Origin of the sequence: Aureimonas sp. AU40, assembly GCF_001463785.1 — a bacterium.
Lineage (GTDB): Bacteria > Pseudomonadota > Alphaproteobacteria > Rhizobiales > Rhizobiaceae > Aureimonas.
The window spans coordinates 150,316-175,160 of the sequence record NZ_BBWL01000010.1; the positions used below are offsets into that span (position 1 = coordinate 150,316).

Sequence of the window (24,845 nt, forward strand, 5' to 3'; positions counted from 1 at the left end):
CAGGGAACGTTGAAGCCATCGGAGCCCAGCCATGACCAACCGAGGACCGAACCGCATGTTGGACGAGTTCGCCCGCATGATGACCGACGCGGCCGGCGCGGCTCAGGGCGTGCGCCGCGAGATGGAAACCGTCTTCCGCACCCAGGGCGAGCGCTTCATCAACCAGATGGACCTCGTCCAGCGCGAGGAGTTTGAGGTCGTCCGCGAGATGGCGACCAAGGCGCGTCTGGAAAACGAGGCGCTGAAGAAGCGCATCGCCGAGCTGGAAGCGCGCCTGGGCGGCGAGACCAAGCCGGCCGACGTGCCCGAGGCGATGTAGTCGACTTCTCCCCCGCGAGAGGGAGCGCGGCGGTTCGGAGCCATCCGGGCCGCCTTTTTCGTGACCCGAAACGGGACGGTGCGACAGTCGGAATCCGGCCTGCAAAGCGGCCTGAATCTTATCCACAGCCTATGCACAGATTTGTGCGGGACTCGCCGGAATGCTTGCGAATCGGAAAAGCCTTTTCGGGGAGTCGCTTATCCCCGAAGGCTGGTTTCAACCCCAGCCGAAAACCCTTTGAAAACGATTAAAATCCCCGCTGCGCTCTGGCATCCGGAGTCCCGCTCTATACACTGATTCATAAGGTTGATTCGCCACGGCGGCGGTCGGCCCGGAGTGCGGAAGCGGGGCGTGCGAGGCACGCGCTCTGCGGACGGTGGGCAGCGTGCGGCGCCCGCTGGTCCCGTCTCAGGTGCGGCATGGGGATTGAGATGCAACTGGCAGAATGGGAACCGAGGCGTCACACCAATCCGGTGGACGTGATCGAGCGCGTCGCGTCGCGTCGCGAATGGGCCTTCGAGCGGTGCTGCGAGAACGAGATCGAAGTCGCCGTGGCGGGCGTCTGGTCGGACTATTCCGTCTCCTTCTGCTGGATGGAGGATGCGGAAGTCCTACACCTCGGATGTGCTTTTTCGATGAAGGTGCCGGCCCGGCGCGAGGGCGAGGTGCTGCGCCTTCTCGCCAAGATCAACGAGCAGCAGCTGCTCGGCCATTTCGACCTGTGGCCTTCGGAAGGGGCGGTGATGTTCCGGCACACGATGCTCCTGCCGGGCGGCCAGCAGCCTTCGGGCCAGCAGGCGGAGCGCCTGCTGGCGGCGGCCCTGGAGGCCTGCGAGCGCTATTATCAGGCCTTCCAGTTCGTGCTCTGGGCCGACCGGGATGCCGAAGGCGCCCTGGCCTGCGCGGTGTTCGACACGGTGGGGAACGCCTGACATGTCGGATGCATCGGGTTTTTCGGCGGGCAAGCTGACGCTTCTCGGCGGCGGCAACATGGGCGGGGCAATGCTGCGCGGCTGGATCGCCGCCGGGCTCGACCCATCGAGCGTCACTGTGGTCGATCCGCGCCCGTCCGATGCCATCGCGCCCTTGTTCGAACAGGGCGTGCGCCACGGCACCACGGCACCGGCCGAGCCGCAGGACGTGGTGGTCCTGGCCGTGAAGCCGCAGCTTCTGGACGAGGCGGCGGCGCCTCTGGCCTCTTCGCTCGTGGCCGGCACGCTGGTGATCTCGGTCGCGGCCGGGCGCACGATCGCATCGATCGAGCAGCTGCTCGGCGAGCATCCCGTCGTGCGGGCCATGCCGAACACGCCGGCCCTGATCGGGCGGGGCATCACCGGGGCTTTCGCCAATGCGCGGGTGGACGCGCATGCACGCGCCGTCGCCGACCGGCTCCTGTCGGCCAGCGGCCCGGTGGAATGGGTGAGGTCGGAAGCCGAGATCGACATGGTGACGGCCGTCTCAGGCAGCGGGCCGGCCTATGTCTTTTTTCTGGCCGAGGCGCTGGCCGAGGCGGGCGCGGCGGCCGGGCTCGACCCGGCGCTCGCCATGCGCCTTGCCCGGCACACGGTGGCCGGCGCCGGCGAATTGATGATCCGCGCCGAGGAGGAGCCGGCGCAGCTGCGCCGCAACGTCACCTCACCCAAGGGTACGACCGAGGCCGCGCTCAAGGTCCTGATGGCGGAGGAGGACGGGTTCGGCCCGCTTCTGCGCCGTGCCGTCTCGGCCGCCAAGACCCGAGCCGAGGAGCTGTCGAAGGGATGAGCGAAGTCAGCAGCCCCAGCGCCCAGATCGGTATCGAGGATTTCCTGAAGGTGGATGTGCGCATCGGCACGATCGTCGCGGCCGAACCGTTTCCTGAGGCGCGTAAGCCCGCCTTCAAGCTCGTGATCGATTTCGGACCCGAGATCGGCCAGAAGAAGTCGTCCGCGCAGATCACCGTGCGCCATGGTCTCGACGATCTCGTCGGGCGTCAGGTCATGGCCGTGGTGAACTTCCCGCCGCGCCAGATCGGCCCGATGCGCTCGGAAGTGCTGACGCTCGGCTTTCCCGACGAGGACGGCAACGTGGTTCTCGCAGCGCCGAGCCAGCGCGTTCCCGACGGCGGACGCCTCTTCTGAGGACATTCCGGCCCCTCGTTCAGACGGGGAGCCGCACCATCGCCTTCAGGCCGCCGAGCTTGGAGTCCGACAGGAGAATGTCGCCGCCATGGCTGCGCGCGATGTCGCGGGCGATGGCAAGGCCGAGCCCGGTGCCTCCGGCATCGATATTGCGTGCCTCGTCCAACCGCACGAAGGGTTTGAACACCTCCTCGCGCATATCGGCCGCGATGCCCGGCCCGTCGTCTTCCACCGAGATCGTCAGCCAGCGGTCGTCGTGCCGCGCGGAAATGCGGATCTGCGTTCCGTGGCGCAGCGCGTTGGCGACGAGATTGCCGACAAGGCGGGTGAAGGAGTCCGGCCGCACGGTGATCAGCGGGTCGCCCAGAATGTCGGTCGTGATCGCCCGGTCCTTAAGCGCGGCTTCGTTCTCGAAACGCGCGAACAGGCGGTCGAGATCGAGCTCGCCGACATCCTCCCCGGCCTCGCCCTTGGCGAAGGCGAGATAGCCCTCCAGCATCCGGCCCATCTCGTCGACGTCCTGCTCCAGCTCCTGCCGGTCCTCGTTGTCGTCCAACAGCGCGAGCTGAAGGCGAAAGCGGGTGAGCACGGTGCGCAGATCATGACTGACGCCGTTCAGCATCTGCGTGCGCTGCTCGATCTGCCGCTCGATGCGATCGCGCATCTGGATGAAGGCGACGGAAGCCCGGCGCACTTCCGACGCACCGCGCACGCGAAAATCCGGCGGCATGGGAAGCCCGCGTCCGAAGCCCTCCGCGGCTTGCGCCAGCTTCTGGATCGGGCGGATCTGGTTGCGAAGGAACGCGATGGCGATCAGCAGCAGCACCGCCGAGGTGCCGAACATCCAGACCAGGAAGATATGCGTGTTCGAGGCGTAGGCCGAGTTGCGCGGGGCGAAGACGCGCAGCAGGTGATGGGGCAGCTGGACGCGGATTTCCACGATGCGCGACTCGCCCACCGTGTCGATCCAGAAGGGCCGCCCGATCTGGCGCGTCAGCTCCTCCGACAGGATCCCGTCGAGAATGTTGAAGAAGGGCTTGGGCGCCGGCGGGGGCAGAGGCTCGGGGGGCAGCACCAGTACGTTGAGCCCCAGCCTCTCCCGGGCGATCCGGTTGATCGTCAGGAATTCGGGGTCCTGCGGATATTGGTCGATGATGTCGATCACCGCCGCGATGTCCTGCACCACGGCAGTCGAGAGACGCTGCGTCACGGTCTGCCAGTGCCGCTCCATGAACACGAAGGCGAGCACGGATTGCAGCAGCACCATCGGCGCGATGATGATGATGAGCGAGCGGGCATAAAGGCCCTTTGGCGTGCGGCGCGAGACGAAGCGCGGCACGTGTCGGAACGGCCCGCGCCAAAAACGCGGCTTCTTGACCGGGGGAAGACCGGGCAGGGAGGGGAAGCGGTCCGTCCGCCAGCGCTCGAACAGCGTCATCGCGCCGGGGCTCCTTCTGGTCCTGTCAATCGACGTTCAAGCGATAGCCGATGCCGCGCACCGTCTGCAGCCAGAGCGGGTTGGCCGGGTCGCTTTCGATCTTGCGGCGCAGACGGTTGATCTGCACGTCCACGGTCCGCTCGCCCACATCCGCCTCGCCGCCGAGCAGGTCCTGCCGGTGGATCGTGTCGCCGGCTTTCTGGGCGAACTGGACCATGATGTCCTGTTCGCGCTCCGTCAGGCGGATGATCTCGGTGCCGCGCTTCAGCTCGCGCCGCGACAAAGAGAAGGTGAAGGGCCCGAAGCGGACATGCTCGACCTTCTGGATCGGCGAGGTGTTGCCGCGCTTCAGGATGTTGTTGACGCGCAGAAGCAACTCGCGCGGGTCGAAGGGCTTGGAAAGATAGTCCTCCGCCCCGGCCTCGAGGCCCAGGATGCGATCGTCGGTTTCCGAGCGCGCCGTCAGCATGAGGATCGGGATGTCGCGGATGGCCGAGAGCGAGCGCGTGAGATCGAGCCCGCTTTCGCCCGGCATCATGACGTCCACGATCATCAGGTCGAAATCGAGCCCCACGAGAATGCGCCGCGCCTCGGCGGCGTCGGCCGCGACGGACACGCGAAAACCGCGTTCGCTGAGGAAGCGCGAGAGAAGGCTGCGGATGCGGCGATCGTCGTCGACGACGAGCAGATGCGGCGCGTCGTCGTCCAGCGCCTCCTGGCGCCCCAGGCCCTCGGACAATGTCACAGGCTCACGTCTCCCTTCCGATCCCTTGCCGGGCGAACCAGTCCCGCGCCGCCTTGCGGTCGATCCCCATTTCCAGAAGGAAATCGTTCACGGGGGCCGGATCGTCCAGCGCCGCCGCGCGGAAAGCGGCGTCGATGCGCCGAACCTGCGCGCGCGACAGTTCGAGCGTCAGAGTGCGGCCTTTTTCCGTCGGGAAGAGCCGGCGCTGGCGGCGATCATCGCTGCCGGGCACCTGCACCACGAATTCCTCGTCGATCAGCTGGCGCAGGACGCGCGACAGAGACTGCTTGGTGATCTGCAGGAGTTCCAGGAGATCGGCCACCGTCATGCCGGGCGCGCGGTTGACGAAATGCAGGATGCGGTGATGCGCGCGGCCGAACCCGTATTGCGTCAGAAGCGAGTCGGCGTCCGCCGTGAACTCGCGATAGGCGAAGAAGAACAGCTCGATCAGGCGAAAGTCGAGCTCGCCTCGCGTGGGCAGCGGGTCTTCCACGATGCGGGGGCCTGCGGGCCGGGCAGTCTCGGGCAATGCGGCATCCATCAAAATAGGTCAGCAATGTTGACGTATATTCCATCCATTGTTACACCCTTGCGCATGGGTTGGAACAGTCCGTCGCCCGCTGCCGATTTGCCTCGGCACCTTCGGTTATAGGGCGTCGTCTGTTCCGACCGTCGCCGATCCGCCGCATCCGGCTGCTTTCTCTTGAAGGTGCCAGCCGCCCGTGGCTGATTGCGAAGGGGAAGGGCGTGCGGCCAGAGGGCGGCGCGGCCGAACGATCAGGAAAGGGCGCCCGCGACCGGGCGTGACAATCATCATGAGCACCGTGGCATTCGATGCGCTCGACGGCGAAATCTGGTTCAACGGCGAATTCGTGCCTTGGCGGGATGCCAAGGTTCATGTTCTCACCCACGGTCTGCATTATGCCAGTTCCGTCTTCGAGGGCGAGCGCGCCTATGCCGGCGAGATCTTCAAGCTGCGCGAGCACACCGAGCGGCTGATCGAGTCCAGCCGCATCCTGGGCTTCACCGTGCCCTACTCGGCCGAGGAGATTGACGCGGCCTGCAGCGAGCTTCTGCGGCGGCAGGGCTTCCAGGACGCCTATGTTCGGCCGATCGCCTGGCGCGGTTCAGAGAGCATGGGCGTGTCGGCCCAGAAGAACCGCATCAATGTCGCGGTCGCGATCTGGCAATGGCCGAGCTATTTCGACCCCGAGCAGCGCATGAAGGGCATTCGCCTCGACATCGCGGAATATTGCCGGCCCGACCCGCGCACCGCGCCCTCGCGCGCCAAGGCCGCCGGCCTCTACATGATCTGTACCCTTTCGAAACATGCCGCCGAGGCCAAGGGCTATGCCGACGCCCTGATGCTGGACTGGCGCGGTCTGGTGGCCGAGGCCACCGGCGCCAACGTCTTCTTCGTTCAGGACGGCAAGATCCACACGCCGAACCCGGACTGTTTCCTCGACGGCATCACCCGCCGCACGGTGATCGATCTGGCGCGTCGTCGCGGCATCGAGGTCGTGGTGCGGGCCATCCGGCCGGAGGAAATGGAAGGCTTCACCGAATGCTTCCTCTGCGGCACGGCGGCGGAGGTGACGCCGGTCTCCGAGGTCGGCCCCTATCGCTTCCAGCCCGGCGAGATCACCCGCCACCTGGTCGAGGACTACATGGCCGAAGTCCAGCCCAAGCGTCTCGCGGCCGAATAGTCGTCAGGCCTCCTTCGATGCGAAGCCGGCTCCCGTTTTGGGGCCGGCTTTTTCGTCGGCGCAATGCGGTTCGAGCCCGCCCGGCGCCCTATCATAGGCCATGCCCCGTCGCGGATGTCGCAAGGATGACCATGAGCCGCCTGTCCATCGAGATCGTTCCCGTCACCCCGTTCCGGCAGAACTGCTGCATTCTCTTCGATACGGAGGAGAGGCGCGCCGTCGTGGTGGATCCCGGCGGCGACGTGCCGGCGATCTTGGAGGCGATCGACCGGCTCGGCGTCACCGTCGAGGCCATCTGGCTGACCCATGGCCATATCGACCATGCCGGCGGCGCGATGGACCTGAAGGACGCGACCGGCGCGGAGATCATCGGGCCGCATAAGGCGGACCAGTCGCTCCTGTCGCGTCTGGAAGACCAGGCCCGCATGTTCGGCCTTTCGGGCGGGGTGCGCAACGCCGCGCCCGACCGCTGGCTGGAGGAGGGCGAGACGCTGGAACTCGGGCCCCATCGCTTCGAGGTTCTGCACACGCCCGGCCATTCGCCCGGCCATGTCGTGTTCTTCGAGCGGGAATCGCGCTTTCTTCACGCGGGCGACGTGCTCTTCGCCGGCTCGATCGGCCGAACCGATCTTCCGGGCGGCGACCACGCGACGCTCCTGCGCTCGATCCACGAGAAGGTCCTGCCGCTGGGAGACGATGTCGGCTTCCTCTGCGGTCACGGGCCGGGAAGCCGCCTCGGCGTGGAACGACGCAGCAATCCGTTCCTGATCTGATACAGCGCGCCTGTTCCATAATGGAACGGCGAGCCGGTCAGCGAGCGGCGTCGCCCGTGCAGAAGCGCCGACGGCCGCCCTCGTCCGTATAGGTCCCGAGCGAGGCGTCGAAACTGGGGTAGCGGGACACGCAGTCGCGCAGCCAGTCTTCCGTCCACGGTTCGAAGCCGGCGGGAGCGGCTGCCGCCGGCGGGCTTGTCGGCGCCGGGGCTGCGGGCGCGACGACGGGAGTCTGCGCGGCAAGGCGCGCATCTTCCGGGGCCGGCATGGGCACGGGAATGCGCGCGACATCGGGCAGTGCGGCGGCCGGGGCGTGGGGCGCGGGCCCGTCCACCGGCTCGTCAGGGTCGGGATATACGGTCACCGCGCGTTCGGCCGGGCTGAGCTTGGCGAACTCGACCGCGCCTTCCGCCCGCCCGAGCTGGACATCGTCCTTGGTATCGGCCCGGCCCCGCTGAAAATCCGGGCTGATGCGAATGATCTTGGTGGTGCCGGCATAGACGATGTCCAGCCCGTTCGGGCCATAGGGACGCCGATCGAGGCGCGCGCTCTCGACATCGATGATCTTGGGACCTGTGGCCCCCGGCAGAACCTTGAAGCTCGCGGCACGCGACCCCGCGTCCACCGCGCGGTTGATCTGGATCACCGCGACGCTGTTGGCGCCGGTGCCGTAGGTTCCGTAGGGCGCGCCTTCCGAGCCCGGCCAGAGCGGCGCCGCATGGGAAACCGAGTGGCCCCGCGATCCCTCGTATCGGCCATAGCCCGAAGCGAGCCTCGTTCCGGAGAGCCCGTCGAAGTGGTGCGTGGAAGAGGCCACATCCTCGATGAGGCCGAAATCGCCGGCTCTCGCCGAACCGCTCGCAACGGCCAGCAGGGTCAGGGACAGGAGAAGGCTTCCAGCACGCATCTCGATGCTCTCGTTAACAACTCGTTAACAAGTCTATAGCAAGGTCCGTGCCAGGCCATCCGTTCCGAAATGAAACCGATCATCCTCAAGCAGGTGGGGGAGGGTTGCTGGCGCTGGGCGTCGGTCGATCGGGATGAGTACGACGGACCGAGTTATCCGCCTGGGTACCGCTGGCTCCAGTAAAAGATAGGCGGCCAAGTTGTCAGCCACCCAGCTGACGATACGTCAACCCAATACAAATGCGGCTCGTCCGACACCGCCGGACGAACCGCTGAAAAACGAGGGCACCCCAATGGGTGATTGGCCTGAAGACTTACGCCATCTCGAGATTGACGGCCTTCGGGCCCTTGCCGCGCTTGTCCGGCTCGGTGTCGTAGGAAACCTTCTGGTTCTCCACGAGGCCCGGAAGCCCGGAAGCCTGGACAGCCGAGATATGGACGAAGATGTCAGCGCCGCCATTGTCGGGCTTGATGAAACCGAAACCCTTTTCGGTATTGAAGAATTTGACAGTACCAGTCTGCGCCATGATCGAACCTTTTTCCTTAGTCTGTTCAGGTTTCCCTGAGGGCATTGCAGGCAAGTCTTGATGCGAGGAAAAGGAAACGATACATCGCGACCCGCTTTCGCGGACCACCCGGAGGATGCGCCTCCGATACGCAATTCGTCCATCACCCGAGTTCGCGAATTTGCCCGAACGTCAAACTTGTGAAGGCACTTTCTTGACTTTGCAAGCAAAAGTTTTTTGTCACCTCTTTCCTTTTGCTCAAAGCGAACAACGCGAGAATTTAGACCAGGCGGTTAGATTCGGTGTCATTTGTCCGATTTATGACACCAAGCCGAATTGTTGCCTGTGTTCTGCTGAAATTCAAGTAACTTGAATAGAAATCCGCCAACATGAGTTCCGAGATTGGATCGCCGCAATTTCCGTCGCGCGGATGTGATGGGAGACTGCATCGCAAGGGGAACTTATCGATTGGCGCAGGCTTCTACTTCTCGAAGTCTCGCACGGCGAGGCCAATTCGTTTGGAAGGTTTCTTTCCCATGAAGACCATTCTCGCAGCCGCCGCCATGATCGGCTTCGCCGCATTCCCCGCTCTCGCTCAGTCCACCGATGGCGCGTCCACGGCGGGAGCCCCGGTCGTCCCGCCCGCGACGCAGGCCTCGCCTGACAAGATGGGCAAAGCCGCAACCACGGGCGACACGAACGCGGCGCCGTCGACCGGGATGGGCACCGGCACCATGGCCCCGATGGGTGAAGATCGCACCAGCACTGGTTCCATCCAGCGTTCCGGCGAGCCGGATGGCACCAGCGTCCAGACCGAAGGCATGGACCCGAGTGCCGCGTCGGCCGCTCAGGACAACACCCCGTCGAACGGCATCGTCCCGGGCCAAAGCTCGAACTGAACCATACCGACGTCTCTAAGCGGGCCGCCTCATCGGGGCGGCCTTTTTCGTTCCGTCGCCCTCCGGCCTGCGGAACGCGGGCGAGCCCAGCCTCGTTGGGCTTCAAAGGTTTTGAAAGGCCATCCTCATGATCCGCACGCTCTTTGCCGCCACTCTCGGCCTCTCGGCCATGACCGCCTCAATTCCCGTTATGGCGCAGGACTCCGCTCCGATCCCACGCGGCGGGCGCGTGGTTCAGGTCGAGTCCGGGCGACCGCTTCAAACGCAGGCGACCGGTCTTCCCGGTGTCGGTCTCGACACGAGTTCATCCAGCCGGAACGACTCTCCGCGCGGGCCCGGCGGCCTGTCGAACGGGGTCGGCGCCTATGGGGTAATGGCGCCGGACGCGTCCGGCACGGCCGGCAACACGCTGACGCGCGTGCCCGGCGCCATTCCCGACACCAATGGCGGGATCGGCATCCCGCTCGGCTCTCCCGGCGCTCCGGTTCGCTGATCGTCGGCGATGAGGAAAAATCGAAGACGCTTCGCCGGACCTGTCATTCGTGGCGCTCTGCTGGCAGCCCTCGTGGTTTCGGCAGGGTGCACCACGGGGCGGCTGACCGACGCTGGAACGGACCGGACCCCGTCGGGCGGCCTCGTTCCCGGGCAGACCCCGCGATGATCGCGTCAGAGAGGGCGTCCGGCGAAAGCTTCACAAGCGTCGGAAACGGCGCACAGGAGATGAGACGATGAGTGGAAAGCGCTTTTGGATCGTTGGACTGGCCGTGCTCGGTGCGGTCATGGTGGTGGACAGCGCGATCGCTTCGGAAAACGAGGTGCTGCAATTGTCGCCGCGCGAGCGGGAACAGGTGGTCGGGCACTATGTGAGACCCGACGGACGAACCGTCCCACTGGTTGAAAATCAGGGCATCCCATTTCTCTACGGGCTGGGCGATGCTCGCGGAAAGGCCTCCAGCGTCCCGCTGGTGAACGGCCGGACTTCGACCATCGAAGCCTCGACCCCTTCCAACGGCATCGTCCCCGGTCAGGAACCGGAATAGGCGCAGCGACCCAAGCCGGTCGGTGACGCCGATGCATCCCTCGAATTGAACGACCAGCGGGTTCGCGATGAGCCCGGTGGTCGGATTTTGCGTCTGTCACGCAAAATTTGGCCATCCATTGTTGGAAAAGCGCAGGCGCATGGTTTCTTTTGAGGCAGCGCCGGTGTCAAAGCCGGAACCGCTGGTTCTCAACTCGATGCAATGGAATTCCTCATGCGTTCGCCTTCCACACCCTCTCTTTTCGGCGTGACCCGCCGCAACGCCCTCGGTCTGGTCGCGGCCTCCATGGCGTTGATGGCGATGGGTGGCGGCCATGCCTTCGCGGCCGAGAGCGTCAAGGTCGGCATCATGGCGGGCGAGGACGAGGAAGTCTGGAAGGTTGTCGCCGCCGAGGCGGCCAAGAACGGGCTCGAGGTCGAGCGCGTGGTCTTCTCCGACTACGTTCAGCCGAACGAAGCGCTGGCCAATGGCGAGATCCAGGCCAACGCTTTCCAGCATCAGCCCTATCTCGATGCGCAGGTTCAGCAGCACGGGTACAAGATCGTGCCTGTCGGATACACGCTGATCCAGCCGATCGGCCTCTACTCGCGCAAGCACAAGAGCGTTGCGGAAATCCCGGACGGTGGTTCGATCGGCATTCCGAACGATCCGTCGAACGCCGGCCGGGCGCTGAACCTTCTTCAAGCGCAGGGCCTGCTGAAGCTGCGGGACGGCGCCGGCATTCTCGCGACCGCCATCGATGTCGAGAGCAATCCGAAGAACATCCAGATCCGCGAACTCGATGCCGGCATCGTCGGCCGCTCGATCGACGATCTCGACGCGGGCGTCGTCAACACCGACTGGGCGCTGAAGAGCGGCATCGACCCGCAGAAGGAGCGGATCGCGCAGGAGCCGCTGGAGAACAATCCCTATCGCAACTTCATCGCCGTCAACGAGGGCGACAAGGATGCGCCCTGGGTCAAGACGCTCGTCGCCGCCTATCAGACCGACGCGGTGAAGGACGCTTTGGCGAAATGGTATAAGGGCACGACGCTCGCGGCCTGGTAAGAACCGAACCGATCTCTCGTCCGTTTTGAGAACGGGCGGCGGATGCTCCATCAGGAGCCCGCCGCCCGCTTCTCGTTTTGAAAGCTGAAAATACCCGCTATCATGAACCAGTCTCCCCATCCGACCGGAGCGCCGCCAAGCCCGGACGCTCCCATCCTGCGCCTGTCCGGCGTTTCCAAGCGCTTCGGTGCCCATCAGGCTCTTCGGTCCATCGACCTGTCCGTCCAGCGAGGCGAGATCGTCGGCGTCATCGGGCGCTCGGGTGCCGGCAAGTCGACGCTCATTCGCTGCATCAACGGGCTGGAACAGCCGGACGAGGGGCGTGTCGAGGTCGAAGGGCGTTCCATCGAGCGACTGGGCGAACGGGAGCTGCAGCCGCTGCGCCGCCGCGTCGGCATGGTGTTCCAGCATTTCAATCTTCTGGCCAATCGAACGGCGGCCGAAAACATCGCGCTTCCGCTGAAGATCGCCGGGATGGCCCGGGCGGAACGCGCCAAACGCGTCGCCGAACTCCTCGATCTCGTCGGCCTCGGCGGCCGGGGAGAGCGCTTCCCCGCGCAGATGTCGGGCGGGCAGAAGCAGCGCGTTGGCATCGCCCGCGCGCTCGCCGCCGACCCCGCGCTTCTCCTGTCGGACGAAGCGACCTCCGCCCTCGATCCCGAGACCACCGAACAGATCCTGGCGCTGCTGGCCGACATCAACCAGCGGCTAGGACTGACGATCGTTCTCATTACGCATGAGATGGAGGTCGTTCGCCGCATCGCGAACCGCGTCGTCGTGCTGGAAGGCGGCGTCGTCGCGGAGGAGGGGCCGACCTGGCGTGTCTTCGCCGAGCCGACGTCGCCGGTCACGCGCACGCTTCTCCAGACCATCACCGCCGAACTGCCGCAGCGCATTCTCGACGCCTTGTCGCCCGAGCCCTTGGGCGAAGCCGTGCTTCGTCTCGACTTCGGTGGCGAGAGGGCCGACGATCCCGTGATCTCGGATTTCACGCGCGCCTTCGGCCGCCCGGCGCGCATCGTCGGCGGTCATGTCGACGAGATCCAGGGCCGCCCTGTCGGGCGCCTCTTCATCGGCGTCGAACAAAGCGGCCCGGACGACCTGAAGGCCGTCATCGACTTCCTCGCCGCGCGAACCCTCAAGACGGAGTGCCTGGGCTATGTCCGCCGCGCTGTATGATCTTCTCTGGCGGTCCACCTGGGAAACGCTCCTGATGACGGGCGCCTCGGGCCTCGCCTCGCTCGTCTTCGGCCTGCCGATCGGCCTTCTCCTGGTGCTGACCGACCGGGGCGCGATCCTCCAGAACCTGTGGATCAACCGGGTGCTGGGCGGCGTCGTCAACGCCTTCCGCTCGGTGCCCTTCATCATCCTTCTCGTGGCGCTGATCCCCTTCACGCGCCTTGTCGTCGGCACCTCGATCGGCACGTTCGCGGCCATCGTGCCGCTCTCGGTCGCGGCCATTCCCTATTATGCGCGGATCGCCGAGGTCTCGCTGCGCGAGGTCGATCCCAATCTGGTGGAGGCGGCGCGCTCCATGGGCGCGGGGCGCTGGACGATCATCCGCGAGGTCCTGATCCCCGAGGCGCTGCCCGGCCTTGTCGCCGGCTTCGTCGTCACGCTGGTGACGCTGGTCGGTGCCACGGCGGTGGCGGGAGCCATCGGCGCCGGGGGCTTGGGGGATCTGGCGATCCGCTACGGCTACCAGCGCTTCGAGACCAGCGTCATGGTGGCGGTGGTGGCGATCCTGATCGTCATGGTCTGCCTTCTGCAATGGGGCGGAGACCGGCTGGTGGCGCGGCTCGACCATCGCAAATGAGACACGAAAAGGCCGCCGCGAGAGGATCGCGGCGGCCTTTTTCTTTGGCGTGACGAGGGGGAGAAGGGTTACTCGCGCTCGCCCGTAAAGTTCAGCAGCAGCTGGAAGATGTTGACGAAGTTGAGGTAGAGCGACAGCGCGCCGAACACGGCCATCTTCTGTTGCGACTCCGCCGAGAAATTCTCGGCATACTGCTCCTTGATCGACTGCGTGTCCCAGGCGGTGAGACCGACGAAGACGATGATGCCGATCACCGAAACGGCGAACTGCAGCGCCGTCGAGCCGATGAAGATGTTGGCGATCGAGGCGATCACCACGCCGATCAGGCCCATCATCAGGAGCGAGCCCATCTTGGTCAGGTCGCGCTTGGTGGTGTAGCCGTAGAGGCTCGTCGCGCCGAACATGGCGGCGGCGATGAAGAACGTGTTGGCGATGCTGGCGCCGGTGAAGACCAGGAAGACCGACGAGAGCGAGAGGCCCATGAGCGCGCAGAACGCCCAGAAGGACAGCTGCGCGGCGCCGGCCGACATGGCCTGCATGCGGAACGAGAAGAACAAGACGAAGGCGAGCGGCGCGAACATCACCACCCATTTCAGCGGGCTGGAGAAGATCGGCACGTAGAGTGCCGGCGTGTTGCCGACCGCGAAGGCGACGAGGCCGGTGACCACGAGGCCGAGACCCATATAGTTGAAGACGCGCAGCATGTGCTGGCGCAGGCCCTCGTCGAACAGGGCGTGGGAGGTGGCGGGCGCGGCGCGGGCGCCCCAGCCGGTGTGCGGTGTGTTCATCGGTCGAACTCCATGAAACGCGGGGGAAAGGGCTGAGCCGGCAGGGCGGCTCAGTAGAGGCTGCGGGCGAGCCGCTCGGCGGCATCGCCCAAGGCGTCGCGCTCGGCGGCGGGGCCGACCAGCGCGTAGGCGACCGGGCCCTGCTGCCAGAAGGCGGCGGCGAGCGGACCGGAAACGGTGGTCTGCGGCTTCGTCACCTCGAAACCGCCGGGGCGGATGCCGAAAAGCGAGTGCGAGGCGCCGGCCCGGTCCGCCAGCGCGATCTCGACGCTGGGGCCGAAGGGCGAGGGGAAGACCTGCACGTCGCGCACCCGCCAGCCGCGCGGCGCCTCGGGCATGGTGATGGCGGTGGCGGCGCGGATCTCGGCCGGGTCGTAGCGTGGGGTCTCCACCTGCGACTCCATGGTGGAGCGCACGAGGCTGGTCTGGTGCGCGGCCAGCGCGTCTCCGACAAAAGCCGGGGGGGCCGAGGAGGCGATGCTTTGGCGCACGGCGAGCGGCCCGGTGCCCTCATGCGCCAGCCAGCCCAGCGCCACGAAGACGCCGACCGCCGCGCAGCGGCGCAGGACGGCGAGCCGGCGACGACGGCCGAGGCCGCTCTGGAGGCGGCGCGCGAGCGTGGCGAGTTCGCGGCTGCCCGGCGCCTCGGACGCGACCAGGGCCAGGCGCAGCTCGTCGCGAAGGCGCAGGTCCGCCATAATGCGGGCGGCTTCGTCGGGGCGCGTGGCGAGATGCGCCTCGACCTCGATGCGGCGGAGCGGAGCGAGGCGATCGTCGACATAGGAGACGAGATCGGCTTCCAGGACGGGATCAACGGCCATCCGAACCTCCTGCTGACTTGAAGGGGACGACATTGCCCGGCGTCTGCGACCGGGCCGGACCGTTCTCGATCTCGCGCAGCCGAGCCCGGGCGCGGGACACGCGCGACACCAGCGTGCCGACGGGAATGCCGAGCGAGCAGGCGGCCTCCTCGTAGGAGAGACCCTCGATCGAGACGAGGTGCAGGGCGGCGCGCTGCTCTTCCGGCAGGGTGAGAAAGGCGCGGCGCACGTCGGCGAGGCGCAGGGCGTGATCCTGCGAAGGGCCGAGCTCGCTCGTGTCGGCAAAGCCGATCTCGGCATTGCGGCGGGCCTCGGCGCGGCGGGCACGCAGGCGGTCCACGAACCCGTTGTGCAGGATCGAGAGCAGCCAGGGCCGCAGCTTGAGGCCGGGCCGAAACTGGTGCTGCCGCTCGATGGCGCGCACCAGCGTGTCGTGAACGAGATCCTCGGCGTCGTCGCGGTCACGCGTCAGCGTGAGCGCGTAGCGCCTGAGGGCGCCGAGCTGGCCGAGAACATCCGGGGGCGAAGCTTTGTCTGTCATTCAACCCCGTGTACGGAGCCCGGCGGATTTCCATCCCGCCGGCGCCCCGAATTTTGCGTCACGCTTTCGTGAGGCCGGCGAGGTCGATGTCGCCCTTCTGGCTGGTGAAGCGGAGATTGCCGGGTGAGCCGCCGCTCTGGCTCTGCGAGACGCCCGAAATCTGATGGTCGCCCGTGTCGTAGAGCGTGACCTTGCCGTCCTGCTCGATCGCGAGGCGGCGCGAACTGGGGAAGGCGGCGTAGCGCACGCCGTTCTGCGCGCCGGAGGAAGAGGGCTGGCCGAGATCGCCGGGCCACCAGTTGCCCGAGCCGTTGGAATTGGCCGAGGCCGACGCGCCGCCAGGCCCTCCGCTCGACCCGCCGCCGGCCGGCTTGTTGTCGTTGAGATCGCCGCCGCCGGGCTGCGCCCAGGGGCTGTTGGAGGCCGGGCGCTCCGCCTCGCTCGGTCGGCCGCCCCCGCCGCCGCTCTGGCCCGACGCCGCGCCGCCGGACGCGAGGTCTTCCGCCAGCCGGCCGACCCGCGCCTTGAGGTCGTGGTCGTTCATCGACCCGATCATCAACATGCCGCCGCGCGACCACTGACCCATGCCGCCGAGTTCGGGATGCGAGAACTGGGCCATGGAGCCGCCGCCCGAGCGGATGGCGTCCGCCATGGCGCGCGCCGCGCCTTCCGAAAACCCGTTGCGCTGGGCAATCTCCCGCAGCGTCTTGTCCTGGTCGCTCATGGCGCACTCGCTCCGTCTCGTCCTCGATGCCCTCCAATGTTCGGGAGCGCGCCGAGTTTCCCTCGTTCCCTGGAGAGGTGGGGCAGCGTGGCCCGAGTGCAACGGCGCGGCTGGGGTTCAAGGCCCGGTTCCATCCGCGCAAGCGCAGGCGGCCCGCGCCCCGAGGGGCCGGACGTCGAGCGAGTGGCCCTTCTGGAGAAGGGCGGGCGGGACGCCGGAGGCGAACCTCCGATAGTGTGTAGTATGTGGTCCGCATCCGGCGTCCCGCGCGGTGTTGTCGGTCCACGGGATGGTGCGAGCACCCCGATCGCGTCCCGGGCCGCGCTTGCGCTGGCTCTCGGCCTCCCCAGCGGTTTCCCGCCGGGTCGACTGTCACCGAGCCAGGGCGCCGACGGATTGCGAGCCCCTTCGTTTTGAGAGGCCGCCCGGCTTGCCAGAACCGTCCGAGCCGCACCGCCTCCGGAAGGCGACGCGCCGCGGACACCGCCCCGCCGCTCCCGAACGATCCCGGTGATCATTCGCGCTCCTTCGCGAGCGGCAGGTGAGGGGAGAATGCGGGGGATTGCGCGAGCGGGGATAGATTGCGGAGTGATTCGCCTTATCGAGGCCGCAAGAGGCCGGCATGGCCGGGCCGTTCTCACCGATGGAGCCCCGATTTGTCCCTCATCAAACCCGTCTGCGCCGTGCTCGCCCTCGTGCTTCTGGGAGGCTGCGCGGAGATCAACAAGCCGATCAAGCCCGGCGACACCTGGCGCGAGAAGGCGACCCGTGACTCCAACGGCCTGCCGCGCTGAACCCTTCCCGGCCCCTGCCCGACGCGGCGGGGGCCGCACCACGCGAGGCGCCGGGGCACCGCGCCGCTTGGCTGGAAAGGGAAAAGTAAGCCTGACGAACGGGTTCAGGAACCATTCAGGCGAGGGGGTCTTTCATGAGGCCAGTTCAAAGGAGGAACGAACTCGTGAAAAAGTCCCTGCTCATCGCCCTTGCCGGCCTGCTCGTCGCGACCGCCGTGCCGGCCAGCGCCCAGACCTATCGCTCCGACGAGCGCCAGTATCGCCAGCACGAGCGCATCGACCGCGCCTATCGCCACGGCCGCCTGAGCCCGCGCGAGGCCGCGCGCCTGGAACGCCAGCAGCGCCGCATCCACCGCATGGAGCGCCGCGCCCGCTACTACAACAACGGCCATATCGACCCACGCTCGGCGCGTCAGATCGAGCGGATGCAGGACCGGGCGCATCATAGCATTCGGCGGGCGAATAGAGGATATTAGAACGGGATCTATATAGACCGCGCATGAGCGCGGTCTATTTCTTTTTTAAGACATAATGTGCATTCGGATCGCGGTCCTTAGAGGTGAGAAACTCTAAAATTCCCCTATCTGTTAAATTTTTGAGTTTATTTTTTGCTGTATGCCAGTTCGTAGTTGTTAGTATGCGGAGGGCATCGCTAACATTGATTCTCTTGTTTTCTACGACATAATTCACGATTCTTCTTTCGTCTCCACTCAAGGAAAACGAAATGGCATCCCCCAGTATTTGATAGGCCTCACTATCGAGAGAATTTGTTCTGTTGGCGATGTCATTTCGAATTGTAGCAATGACGCCGTAAGATTTTTCCGTATATTCGATAGGCGGAAGCCGAGCGTCGTGAAGCTCCTTCTTAATTCTGCGCGTGCCCTCACTTATGCATTTAACTTCACCAAATTCGCGTAGGGCAAACATCAAAAATCGATTTCTAGGTTTATGGAAAAAATGATCAGGCGTAACCGATGGCATAAAGCTACCGGGATTCTCTATAATAAGATGATCGTCAAATATTTTGATAAAGATAGGTTGGGTGCGTGCGTGATAAGAGCGATGTACGCAAGCGTTGACAAGAAGCTCATACCAAGCATCTCTCGGGTATTCGGGTACTGTCGTAAATTTACCAGCTTTAAATTCGGTAAAATCTCGCAAACTCGCATCAATTGTTGTGGCGGCTTGCTTGATGATGTCTAGTATGGTTCCTTCAATCATTCTATCTTTTATGACATTATAGTCTCTACCGCTTTTTTCGTCATTTCCTTCGTACTGAAGTAAGCGGATATATGATCCTGGAAAAAGCCTTTGAGGATCTTTGGCGAACATCAATGCGCATACATTGTTCGGGTGAAACGTGTTCTGCCGAATGCGGCCGAGCCTCATGCTTTCCAGAATCTCCTCATCCGATATTTCAGTAGAGGACTCGCGATTCGAGCGTATGCGACCTGCAAATTGCGCTATCAGTTTTGTTCTGAAATCGTCGGGATAATCTAATTGGCAGGGTTCTAATTCAAACGATCGTTCACCCTTGTCTATGCGTATCTCGTCTTTCTCGTTGACGGTCAATTTTCGTGACTTGTCGGACTCTCGGCAATAAGCTTCGCCATTCGTAAGAGCAACAAGTCGTTCTTCAACGTAATCGACTTTGGCGACGATAATGAAATCATCCTCGCCCCTAAAATTTTGCACGCCCAAACGCTTTGTTTGAAATCGCCCACTTGGGCAGCTATCGCGCCCCATGAATTCGAGTTGCTGTATCTTGTCCGTAGACTGAGAAAGACAGCCCGTAACCCGACCATCGTTCTCAACGCCAATCAGTATCACCCCACCGTGCACTGATGGTCCGTTGCCAAAAGCCGATAGGCATATAGCCAGTTGATCTGGCTGAATACGAGCCGATTTTCGATCAAAACAGTTGCTTTCAGTCTGCCTAAGAAGCAACGAAACGTCATTTGATTTGTATAAATCGTCCGCGCTTGCGAGATTGTCCAAACTCTGCTTTTCGAGAAGTTCGAGCAAATCTAGCTGGGTCATTGAAAAAAACTCATCACTCGATAGCCGTCGAGAAGAAAATTCATCCTACTCGACGGCTATCGAGTAGCTCGATTTTTCCTGCGAGCCGCTACACACGCACAAAGACAGACGCATAATAGAAGTTTCTGCTGGAAATTCTACCGCCCCGGCCGACCCGTCTTCCCCGGCCGGCGCTTCCTGCGCTTCTCCTGGCCCGCATCCTCATAGCTCCCCAACCCTACCTTCTCCCGTCGCACCGGCTTGGCGTCCTCGCCTGCCACCGGGCGCGCGGGGAGGGGGCCTTCGTGCTTGGGCTTTTCGGTGCGGCCGACCGTCATCTCGTCCAGCGAGTTCTTGCGGAAGAGAGAGCGGTTGGGGGTGGGCGTGTCGGTGCCGGGGCCCATGTCGTCGAGGCTGGGGCGCTGGAAATAGGAATGGGTCTCGTCGGCGGTCGGGACCGCCTCGCCCTTGGGGCGCAGGGCCTTGACGCTTTCGTGGTCGCTCTGGATGCGGGCGGCCAGCGGCTCGCCGTTCGGCCCGAAGCGCGGGTTCTGATGGTTGCCGCCCTTGCCGCGCGGCCGCTTGGCGCGCGGGTTGCCCTCGGCGCCGGCGCCGAACATGGAGATGTCCACCTCGCGGGCCATGGGATCGTCGGCCACGGCCAGCTCGGTCGCCTGAAGGCGCTTGATCTCGTCGCGCAGGCGCGCGGCGGTCTCGAAGTCGAGATCGGCGGCGGCGTGGCGCATCTCCTTTTCCAGATGCTCCAGATGCGACTTGAGATTGTTGCCGACGAGCGCGCCTTCCTTGGCAGTCGCCCCGGTCGGCACGCGGACATGGTCCTTCTCGTAGTAGCTGTCGAGAATGTCGGCGATCTTGGCCTTGACCGATTCCGGCGTGATGCCGTTCTCGCGGTTGAACGTCTCCTGCTTCTCGCGGCGGCGGTTGGTTTCCGCGATGGCGCGTTCCATCGAGCCGGTGGTGCGGTCGGCATAGAGGATGACGCGGCCGTCCACATTGCGCGCGGCGCGGCCGATCGTCTGGATCAGCGAGGTCTCCGAGCGCAGGAAGCCTTCCTTGTCCGCATCCAGAATGGCGACGAGGCCGCATTCGGGAATGTCGAGGCCCTCGCGCAAGAGGTTGATGCCGACCAAGACGTCGAACGTGCCGAGGCGCAGGTCGCGGATGATCTCGATGCGCTCCAGCGTGTCGATGTCGGAGTGCATGTAGCGCACGCGCACGCCCTGCTCGTGCAGATATTCGGTGAGGTCCTCGGCCATGCGCTTGGTGAGCACGGTGCAGAGCACGCGGTAGCCCTTGGCCACCGTCTCGCGGATCTCACCCAGGAGATCGTCCACCTGCGAGCGGGCGGGGCGGATGTCGATCGGGGGATCGGTGAGGCCGGTCGGGCGGATGACCTGCTCGGCGAAGACGCCGCCGGCCTCCTCCATCTCCCAGGAGCCGGGCGTCGCCGAAACGGCGACGGTGGGCGGGCGCATGGCGTTCCACTCCTCGAAGCGAAGCGGGCGGTTGTCCATGCAGGAGGGCAGGCGGAAGCCGTATTCGGCCAGCGTCGCCTTGCGGCGAAAGTCGCCCCGGTACATCGCGCCGATCTGCGGAATGGTGACATGGCTTTCGTCGATGAAGACGAGCGCGTTGTCAGGCAGGTATTCGAACAGGGTCGGCGGCGGGTGGCCGGGCTGGCGGCCGGTGAGATAGCGCGAATAGTTCTCGATGCCGTTGCAGGCGCCGGTCGCCTCGATCATCTCGATGTCGAAGGTGACGCGCTGCTCCAACCGCTGCGCCTCCAGAAGGCGGCCGGCCTTGTTCAGCTCCACAAGGCGAAGGCGAAGCTCCTCCTTGATCGACTTCACCGCCTGCTGCAGCGTCGGGCGCGGCGTCACATAGTGCGAATTGGCGTAGATCTTCACCGACTTGAGATCGTCGGTCTTCGAGCCCGTCAGCGGGTCGAACTCGTGGATCGCCTCGATCTCGTCCCCGAAGAGCGAGATGCGCCAGGCGCGATCCTCCAGGTGGGCGGGGAAGATCTCGATCGTGTCGCCCCTGACCCTGAAGCTTCCGCGCGTAAAGTCCATGTCGCGGCGCTTGTACTGCTGGGCGACGAGGTCGGCGAGGAGCTGGCGTTGGTCCAGCCTGTCCCCCACGCTCATCTGGAAGGTCATGGCGGTGTAGGTCTCGACCGAGCCGATACCGTAGATGCAGGAGACCGAGGCGACGATGATGACGTCGTCGCGCTCCAGAAGCGCGCGGGTGGCCGCGTGGCGCATCCGGTCGATCTGCTCGTTGATCGAGCTCTCCTTCTCGATGAACGTGTCGGAGCGCGGGACGTAGGCCTCCGGCTGGTAATAGTCGTAGTAGGAAACGAAATACTCGACCGCGTTGTCCGGGAAGAAGTTCTTGAACTCGCCATAGAGCTGGGCGGCGAGCGTCTTGTTGGGCGCAAGGATCAGCGCCGGGCGCTGCGTGCGCTCGATGATGTTGGCGACCGTGAAGGTCTTGCCCGAGCCGGTGACGCCGAGCAGGACCTGCGTCATGTCGCCGTCCCCGATGCCGGAGACGAGATCCGCGATGGCGGTCGGCTGGTCGCCGGCCGGCGTGTAGTCCGACGCGATGCGGAAGGCGTGGCCGCCCTCCGACTTGTTCGGCCGGGCCGGGCGGTGCGGCACCCAGATCTCGCCGTTCTTCAGAAGCGGGTTGCCCTCCGAGATCAGCTTGGTCAGCGCCTCGACGGTCGCCGTGACGCCGCCCTCGGGCAGCGCGGCGGCGTCCTCCAGCGACACGTCCATGCCGGCCACGGGGTTGAGGCCCGCGCGGGCGCGCGCTGTCGGGTCCGTCGCGATGCCCATGGAGGTGCCGCGCGCGGTTTTGGAGGCTTTCGCGGGCTTGGACTTCGGCGCATCGGCGGGGGCGGAGGGCTTCTTCGCCTTGGCCGGCTTCTGCGCCGCCTTGCGCTCGGCCTCCTCTTCCAGCCCTTGCGCGATCTCGTCGGCCCAGCCCGAGAGCGGGCCGGTCAGCGGCGTGCCGGTCAGGTCCGGCTGCGGGCTTTCGCCGAAGCCGGGATGCAGGCGCTCGGAGGCGTCGGCATAATCGAGAATGGGCGAGCGGCGGGGCTTCTTGGGATCGGGCATGGCGCGAATATGGACTTGGGCGTCGGCGGAATAAAGGGGGAACGAAGCCTCACGACGAAAGGTCTCGCGCAAGCTCGTGGGAGGGTGCGACCAAATGGGTGATTCGATTTCTTCGCATTCGAGGCGCGACGTTCATCTTTCGCTTACCAAATTCACCCATCCTTCCCTTTGTCCGCTCGAGTTTCGCGGAGGATGCAAAGGCCGCCCCGATGGTTTTGCGTAAGACGGGTTGGCGCATCGTCACGCTCGCCGTCGCCGTGTATGCGGCGGCGAGCGCCGACGAGGTGGCCGAGGCTTTGGATTCCGGCTTTCCCATGCCGCCCATGTCGATCCCCGAAACCGCCGACCTGCCCGTGGCGCGCGACCCGCGCACCGGCGGCCGCCTCGTCTGGGGCGGCGCCGCGCCGGCCGGCCGGCCCGACGCCTACGTACCGAGCCCGGCAATGGGCGACCCGGTGCCAGAACCACGACGCCCCAAACCGACCGCGCGCCGCAGCAAGCCGCCGCCCGCTGCCGCCGCGCCCGAGCCGCCCTTGCCGGAGGCCGAGCGAGGACCGGGTGATTACGGCCGCACCTATCGCGTGCAGGACGCCAGCCCGTCCGCCTCCACCGCTCCGAGCAGCGACCCGATCGCCCGGATGATCGAGGAGGCCTCGCTCGCCGATCCGCTGCCGCCGGTCGCGGGCGCTTATGGCGCGCGGCCCGAAGCGGAGTTCGACGCCTGGGAAGGGCTGACCGACGCGGAGGAGCCCGAACCCGAGATCGCCCCGCCCGCGCCCAAACGCCGCGCCCGGCCCGAACGCACGCCGCTGCCGTCCTATGCCTCACTCTCCTCCCGCGTGCCGCCGAGTTCGCTCAACCCCGCGCCTCAGGGCGCGCTGGAGCGCGAAACGCCCTCGGGCTACCGGCCGCTGGCCGCGTCGGAGGCCATGTGCCGGCGTGAGCTGCAAAAGCTCGGCGTGCGCTTCACCGACATTTCTCCGATCGACACGAGCCGGTCCTGCGGCATTCCCAACCCAGTGCGCGTGAGCGAGGCGGTGCAGGGCGTCGCCATGACACCGGCCGCCACGATGAACTGCCAGGCCGCGCTTCGCGTGGCGCGCTGGCTGCAGGCCGACGTGAAGCCCGCCGCGCGCTGGAAGCTCTGGAAGCGCCCGACCGCTGTGATCAATATGTCCTCCTATCGCTGCTCGCGCATCGCCGGCTCGCGCACGATCTCGGAACATGCCAGCGGCAACGCGCTGGATGTCGGCGGCTTCCGCTTCAGCGACGGCTCCACCATGCGCATCAGCCCCAAGGGCGCCTTCTCCTTCCGCGAGCGAGCGTTCCAGACCGCGATCCGCAAGGGAAGCTGCCGCTATTTCGGCACGGTCCTGGGTCCCGGCTACAACCGCGCCCATGCCGACCATCTCCATCTCGACGTGAAGTCCCGGCTCCGCCCGATCTGCAAGTGACACCGGAGGCCCTGCCGGGAAAACCGGCAGGGGGACGCGAAAAGCGGCAACGCTTGGGAGGGATCGCGCGTTGAGGCCGCGCGGAACCCGGTCCGCATGGAGAGAAGGAACCAGCCATGCTGAAGCCCCTGACACTCGCCGCCGTGCTTCTGGCGGCGGTTGCGCCGATGGCGCACGCCCAGGAAGACGGCCCCGATCGCGGCGATCGATACGAGCGGGACGCGCGCCCCGACGACGACATGCCGCCCTATCGCGAACGCGCCGACCGCGCCGGCGAGGACAGCTCTCGCGACATGCGCCATGGTGACCGCTGGGCCCGCATGAGCGACGAGGATGGCGACCGCGACGCGGACCGCGATCGTGATCGGCATGAACGCGACAAGCGCGAAAAGCGGGAAAAGCGCGATCGCGATCGCGACGAGGGACCGCGCGCCGAGCGTCGCGGACCGGACGGCCATCGCGGCCCGCCGCCGCCGCCGCGTGCCGGTTTCGAGATCAACATGGGTCCGGGACAGACGCTGCGCGTGACCTGCGGCGACGAATCCCTGTCGGACTGCATGGAAGCCGCCAAGCCCATTCTGGACGCCTTCGCGGACAAGGCCGGAGCTGCCGCGAGCCGCGTTCCCCCGCCGCCCTCGAACCTCGTAAACGGCGACACGCCGACCCCGCCCGCGCCGCCGGCCGGCGGCCCTGCGGCGGGCGGCACCACCCCGCCGACGCCGCCGGCCAACTGATCGGCTGACCCTAAGAGTTCAAAAAGGCGCGGTCCCCGGATCGCGCCTTTCTCGTTGCCCGTATCAGACCGGCTCGGAGGAGGGCGGGACGGGTGTCGGGTTGCCCTCGTCGTCCAGCGCCACCATGACGAAGACGCCCTCGGTGACCTTGACGCGGGCCGTGGTGAGATAGCGCCGCGCCCAGGCCTCGACCTTCAGCCGGACGGAGGTGCGGCCGACCTTCTCCACGACGGAATAGACGCAGAGCGTGTCGCCCACTTTGACCGGCCGCCGGAACACCAATGTCTCCACCGCGACGGTGGCGACCCGGCCGCCGGCCCGCTCGGCGCCGCGAATGCCCGCGGCCAGATCCATCTGCGACATGACCCACCCGCCGAAAATGTCGCCCGCCGCGTTTCGATCGCTCGGCATGGCCTGCACGCGAACGGTCAGTTCGCCCCTCGGCTGCTCTTCGTCCTCGATCATTCGCTCGCCCCGAAAGCCTGGAAACCGACCTTCCCTTTGGGCGAGGC

Annotated in this window: 28 protein-coding genes; 16 read left to right on the top strand and 12 right to left on the bottom strand. The window is 65.7% G+C overall.

From position 1 onward, the window contains the following. Window positions 1–31: 31 nt before the first annotated feature. The 4 genes from AUL32_RS04320 (at window position 32) to AUL32_RS04335 (ending at window position 2,436) form a co-directional block, all read left to right on the top strand. Window positions 32–319: an accessory factor UbiK family protein gene (locus tag AUL32_RS04320; RefSeq protein ID WP_062112039.1), complete on the top strand. Its 288-nt coding sequence runs from the start codon at window positions 32–34 to the stop codon at window positions 317–319. Between the two features lie 431 nt (window positions 320–750). After that, complete coding sequence (locus AUL32_RS04325; protein WP_061975246.1) at window positions 751–1,251, top strand: YbjN domain-containing protein; 501 nt, start codon at window positions 751–753, stop codon at window positions 1,249–1,251. A 1-nt stretch (window position 1,252) separates the two neighbouring features. After that, window positions 1,253–2,080 (top strand): pyrroline-5-carboxylate reductase, encoded by an 828-nt coding sequence (gene proC / locus AUL32_RS04330; RefSeq protein ID WP_062112041.1) that lies wholly within the window; start codon window positions 1,253–1,255, stop codon window positions 2,078–2,080. Beyond that, window positions 2,077–2,436: a tRNA-binding protein gene (locus tag AUL32_RS04335; RefSeq protein ID WP_062112043.1), complete on the top strand. Its 360-nt coding sequence runs from the start codon at window positions 2,077–2,079 to the stop codon at window positions 2,434–2,436. Before proC ends, AUL32_RS04335 begins: the two co-directional genes overlap by 4 nt. 19 nt (window positions 2,437–2,455) lie before the next feature. Here AUL32_RS04335 and AUL32_RS04340 read toward each other — a convergent pair whose 3' ends face one another. The 3 genes from AUL32_RS04340 to AUL32_RS04350 are packed head-to-tail and all read right to left on the bottom strand — an operon-like array spanning window position 2,456 to window position 5,160. Beyond that, a complete protein-coding gene (locus tag AUL32_RS04340; protein WP_082659259.1) occupies window positions 2,456–3,874 on the bottom strand; it encodes an ATP-binding protein in 1,419 nt (472 codons plus the stop codon). Between the two features lie 25 nt (window positions 3,875–3,899). Then, entirely contained in the window at window positions 3,900–4,613 is a 714-nt protein-coding gene (locus AUL32_RS04345) for a response regulator (RefSeq protein ID WP_082639241.1), read from the bottom strand. A 10-nt stretch (window positions 4,614–4,623) separates the two neighbouring features. Further along, window positions 4,624–5,160, bottom strand: a complete 537-nt coding sequence (locus AUL32_RS04350; RefSeq protein WP_061975253.1) for a MarR family winged helix-turn-helix transcriptional regulator — start codon at window positions 5,158–5,160, stop codon at window positions 4,624–4,626. 274 nt (window positions 5,161–5,434) lie between these two features. Between AUL32_RS04350 and AUL32_RS04355 the strand changes: the two genes are divergently transcribed. Beyond that, complete coding sequence (locus AUL32_RS04355) at window positions 5,435–6,325, top strand: branched-chain amino acid aminotransferase (protein WP_062112044.1); 891 nt, start codon at window positions 5,435–5,437, stop codon at window positions 6,323–6,325. Between the two features lie 131 nt (window positions 6,326–6,456). Next, complete coding sequence (locus tag AUL32_RS04360; protein WP_062112125.1) at window positions 6,457–7,098, top strand: MBL fold metallo-hydrolase; 642 nt, start codon at window positions 6,457–6,459, stop codon at window positions 7,096–7,098. A gap of 37 nt (window positions 7,099–7,135) precedes the next feature. Here AUL32_RS04360 and AUL32_RS04365 read toward each other — a convergent pair whose 3' ends face one another. Next, on the bottom strand, window positions 7,136–8,005 hold the full coding sequence (locus tag AUL32_RS04365; protein ID WP_062112046.1) for a BA14K family protein: 870 nt from the start codon (window positions 8,003–8,005) through the stop codon (window positions 7,136–7,138). A gap of 313 nt (window positions 8,006–8,318) precedes the next feature. After that, window positions 8,319–8,531 carry a cold-shock protein gene (locus AUL32_RS04370; RefSeq protein ID WP_061975258.1) on the bottom strand — a complete coding sequence of 71 codons (213 nt, stop codon included), beginning with the start codon at window positions 8,529–8,531 and terminating at the stop codon, window positions 8,319–8,321. A 515-nt stretch (window positions 8,532–9,046) separates the two neighbouring features. Between AUL32_RS04370 and AUL32_RS04375 the strand changes: the two genes are divergently transcribed. From AUL32_RS04375 to AUL32_RS04400, 6 genes are all read left to right on the top strand, one after another. Next, window positions 9,047–9,409, top strand: a complete 363-nt coding sequence (locus AUL32_RS04375) for a hypothetical protein (RefSeq protein ID WP_061975260.1) — start codon at window positions 9,047–9,049, stop codon at window positions 9,407–9,409. Window positions 9,410–9,536: 127 nt separating this feature from the next. Next, window positions 9,537–9,902 (top strand): hypothetical protein, encoded by a 366-nt coding sequence (locus tag AUL32_RS04380; RefSeq protein ID WP_062112049.1) that lies wholly within the window; start codon window positions 9,537–9,539, stop codon window positions 9,900–9,902. Window positions 9,903–10,137: 235 nt separating this feature from the next. After that, window positions 10,138–10,449, top strand: coding sequence for a hypothetical protein (locus AUL32_RS04385; RefSeq protein WP_061975264.1), 312 nt, complete (start codon window positions 10,138–10,140; stop codon window positions 10,447–10,449). A gap of 213 nt (window positions 10,450–10,662) precedes the next feature. After that, window positions 10,663–11,496: a MetQ/NlpA family ABC transporter substrate-binding protein gene (locus AUL32_RS04390; protein WP_062112127.1), complete on the top strand. Its 834-nt coding sequence runs from the start codon at window positions 10,663–10,665 to the stop codon at window positions 11,494–11,496. Between the two features lie 102 nt (window positions 11,497–11,598). Then, window positions 11,599–12,675: a methionine ABC transporter ATP-binding protein gene (locus AUL32_RS04395; protein ID WP_062112050.1), complete on the top strand. Its 1,077-nt coding sequence runs from the start codon at window positions 11,599–11,601 to the stop codon at window positions 12,673–12,675. Then, entirely contained in the window at window positions 12,656–13,312 is a 657-nt protein-coding gene (locus AUL32_RS04400; protein ID WP_061975268.1) for a methionine ABC transporter permease, read from the top strand. Before AUL32_RS04395 ends, AUL32_RS04400 begins: the two co-directional genes overlap by 20 nt. Before the next feature lie 68 nt (window positions 13,313–13,380). Here the strand turns inward: AUL32_RS04400 and AUL32_RS04405 are convergent, their stop codons facing one another. The 4 genes from AUL32_RS04405 to AUL32_RS04420 are packed head-to-tail and all read right to left on the bottom strand — an operon-like array spanning window position 13,381 to window position 16,186. Then, a complete protein-coding gene (locus tag AUL32_RS04405) occupies window positions 13,381–14,100 on the bottom strand; it encodes a Bax inhibitor-1/YccA family protein (protein WP_062112051.1) in 720 nt (239 codons plus the stop codon). Between the two features lie 50 nt (window positions 14,101–14,150). Continuing rightward, window positions 14,151–14,921, bottom strand: a complete 771-nt coding sequence (locus AUL32_RS04410; protein ID WP_082659263.1) for an anti-sigma factor family protein — start codon at window positions 14,919–14,921, stop codon at window positions 14,151–14,153. Beyond that, window positions 14,911–15,462, bottom strand: a complete 552-nt coding sequence (locus tag AUL32_RS04415; protein ID WP_061975274.1) for a sigma-70 family RNA polymerase sigma factor — start codon at window positions 15,460–15,462, stop codon at window positions 14,911–14,913. The genes AUL32_RS04410 and AUL32_RS04415 overlap by 11 nt, the downstream gene beginning before the upstream one ends. 58 nt (window positions 15,463–15,520) lie before the next feature. Then, window positions 15,521–16,186 carry a hypothetical protein gene (locus tag AUL32_RS04420; RefSeq protein ID WP_062112056.1) on the bottom strand — a complete coding sequence of 222 codons (666 nt, stop codon included), beginning with the start codon at window positions 16,184–16,186 and terminating at the stop codon, window positions 15,521–15,523. Between the two features lie 656 nt (window positions 16,187–16,842). Between AUL32_RS04420 and AUL32_RS24985 the strand changes: the two genes are divergently transcribed. Further along, window positions 16,843–16,980 carry a hypothetical protein gene (locus tag AUL32_RS24985; protein ID WP_156421317.1) on the top strand — a complete coding sequence of 46 codons (138 nt, stop codon included), beginning with the start codon at window positions 16,843–16,845 and terminating at the stop codon, window positions 16,978–16,980. Window positions 16,981–17,144: 164 nt separating this feature from the next. After that, window positions 17,145–17,456 (top strand): hypothetical protein, encoded by a 312-nt coding sequence (locus AUL32_RS04425; protein WP_061975278.1) that lies wholly within the window; start codon window positions 17,145–17,147, stop codon window positions 17,454–17,456. A 34-nt stretch (window positions 17,457–17,490) separates the two neighbouring features. Here AUL32_RS04425 and AUL32_RS24430 read toward each other — a convergent pair whose 3' ends face one another. Further along, window positions 17,491–19,020 carry an ATP-binding protein gene (locus AUL32_RS24430; protein WP_082659265.1) on the bottom strand — a complete coding sequence of 510 codons (1,530 nt, stop codon included), beginning with the start codon at window positions 19,018–19,020 and terminating at the stop codon, window positions 17,491–17,493. A 137-nt stretch (window positions 19,021–19,157) separates the two neighbouring features. Beyond that, window positions 19,158–22,145 (bottom strand): excinuclease ABC subunit UvrB, encoded by a 2,988-nt coding sequence (uvrB, locus tag AUL32_RS04430; RefSeq protein ID WP_082659271.1) that lies wholly within the window; start codon window positions 22,143–22,145, stop codon window positions 19,158–19,160. 209 nt (window positions 22,146–22,354) lie between these two features. Between uvrB and AUL32_RS04435 the strand changes: the two genes are divergently transcribed. Together AUL32_RS04435 and AUL32_RS04440 are read left to right on the top strand one after the other, a co-directional pair. Beyond that, window positions 22,355–23,599: an extensin-like domain-containing protein gene (locus AUL32_RS04435; protein WP_062112058.1), complete on the top strand. Its 1,245-nt coding sequence runs from the start codon at window positions 22,355–22,357 to the stop codon at window positions 23,597–23,599. Window positions 23,600–23,715: 116 nt separating this feature from the next. Further along, window positions 23,716–24,333, top strand: a complete 618-nt coding sequence (locus AUL32_RS04440; protein WP_062112060.1) for a hypothetical protein — start codon at window positions 23,716–23,718, stop codon at window positions 24,331–24,333. A gap of 63 nt (window positions 24,334–24,396) precedes the next feature. Here the strand turns inward: AUL32_RS04440 and AUL32_RS04445 are convergent, their stop codons facing one another. Next, window positions 24,397–24,798, bottom strand: coding sequence for an acyl-CoA thioesterase (locus tag AUL32_RS04445; RefSeq protein WP_062112062.1), 402 nt, complete (start codon window positions 24,796–24,798; stop codon window positions 24,397–24,399). Window positions 24,799–24,845 lie beyond the last annotated feature (47 nt).

Coding starts and splice junctions, on each gene's coding strand:
- AUL32_RS04320 (WP_062112039.1), top strand. CDS start 32: ATGACCAACCGAGGACCGAACCGCATGTTGGACGAGTTCGCCCGCATG.
- AUL32_RS04325 (WP_061975246.1), top strand. CDS start 751: ATGCAACTGGCAGAATGGGAACCGAGGCGTCACACCAATCCGGTGGAC.
- proC (WP_062112041.1), top strand. CDS start 1,253: ATGTCGGATGCATCGGGTTTTTCGGCGGGCAAGCTGACGCTTCTCGGC.
- AUL32_RS04335 (WP_062112043.1), top strand. CDS start 2,077: ATGAGCGAAGTCAGCAGCCCCAGCGCCCAGATCGGTATCGAGGATTTC.
- AUL32_RS04340 (WP_082659259.1), bottom strand. CDS start 3,874: ATGACGCTGTTCGAGCGCTGGCGGACGGACCGCTTCCCCTCCCTGCCC.
- AUL32_RS04350 (WP_061975253.1), bottom strand. CDS start 5,160: ATGGATGCCGCATTGCCCGAGACTGCCCGGCCCGCAGGCCCCCGCATC.
- AUL32_RS04355 (WP_062112044.1), top strand. CDS start 5,435: ATGAGCACCGTGGCATTCGATGCGCTCGACGGCGAAATCTGGTTCAAC.
- AUL32_RS04360 (WP_062112125.1), top strand. CDS start 6,457: ATGAGCCGCCTGTCCATCGAGATCGTTCCCGTCACCCCGTTCCGGCAG.
- AUL32_RS04365 (WP_062112046.1), bottom strand. CDS start 8,005: ATGCGTGCTGGAAGCCTTCTCCTGTCCCTGACCCTGCTGGCCGTTGCG.
- AUL32_RS04370 (WP_061975258.1), bottom strand. CDS start 8,531: ATGGCGCAGACTGGTACTGTCAAATTCTTCAATACCGAAAAGGGTTTC.
- AUL32_RS04375 (WP_061975260.1), top strand. CDS start 9,047: ATGAAGACCATTCTCGCAGCCGCCGCCATGATCGGCTTCGCCGCATTC.
- AUL32_RS04380 (WP_062112049.1), top strand. CDS start 9,537: ATGATCCGCACGCTCTTTGCCGCCACTCTCGGCCTCTCGGCCATGACC.
- AUL32_RS04385 (WP_061975264.1), top strand. CDS start 10,138: ATGAGTGGAAAGCGCTTTTGGATCGTTGGACTGGCCGTGCTCGGTGCG.
- AUL32_RS04390 (WP_062112127.1), top strand. CDS start 10,663: ATGCGTTCGCCTTCCACACCCTCTCTTTTCGGCGTGACCCGCCGCAAC.
- AUL32_RS04395 (WP_062112050.1), top strand. CDS start 11,599: ATGAACCAGTCTCCCCATCCGACCGGAGCGCCGCCAAGCCCGGACGCT.
- AUL32_RS04400 (WP_061975268.1), top strand. CDS start 12,656: ATGTCCGCCGCGCTGTATGATCTTCTCTGGCGGTCCACCTGGGAAACG.
- AUL32_RS04405 (WP_062112051.1), bottom strand. CDS start 14,100: ATGAACACACCGCACACCGGCTGGGGCGCCCGCGCCGCGCCCGCCACC.
- AUL32_RS04410 (WP_082659263.1), bottom strand. CDS start 14,921: ATGGCCGTTGATCCCGTCCTGGAAGCCGATCTCGTCTCCTATGTCGAC.
- AUL32_RS04415 (WP_061975274.1), bottom strand. CDS start 15,462: ATGACAGACAAAGCTTCGCCCCCGGATGTTCTCGGCCAGCTCGGCGCC.
- AUL32_RS04420 (WP_062112056.1), bottom strand. CDS start 16,186: ATGAGCGACCAGGACAAGACGCTGCGGGAGATTGCCCAGCGCAACGGG.
- AUL32_RS24430 (WP_082659265.1), bottom strand. CDS start 19,020: ATGACCCAGCTAGATTTGCTCGAACTTCTCGAAAAGCAGAGTTTGGAC.
- uvrB (WP_082659271.1), bottom strand. CDS start 22,145: ATGCCCGATCCCAAGAAGCCCCGCCGCTCGCCCATTCTCGATTATGCC.
- AUL32_RS04435 (WP_062112058.1), top strand. CDS start 22,355: ATGGTTTTGCGTAAGACGGGTTGGCGCATCGTCACGCTCGCCGTCGCC.
- AUL32_RS04440 (WP_062112060.1), top strand. CDS start 23,716: ATGCTGAAGCCCCTGACACTCGCCGCCGTGCTTCTGGCGGCGGTTGCG.
- AUL32_RS04445 (WP_062112062.1), bottom strand. CDS start 24,798: ATGATCGAGGACGAAGAGCAGCCGAGGGGCGAACTGACCGTTCGCGTG.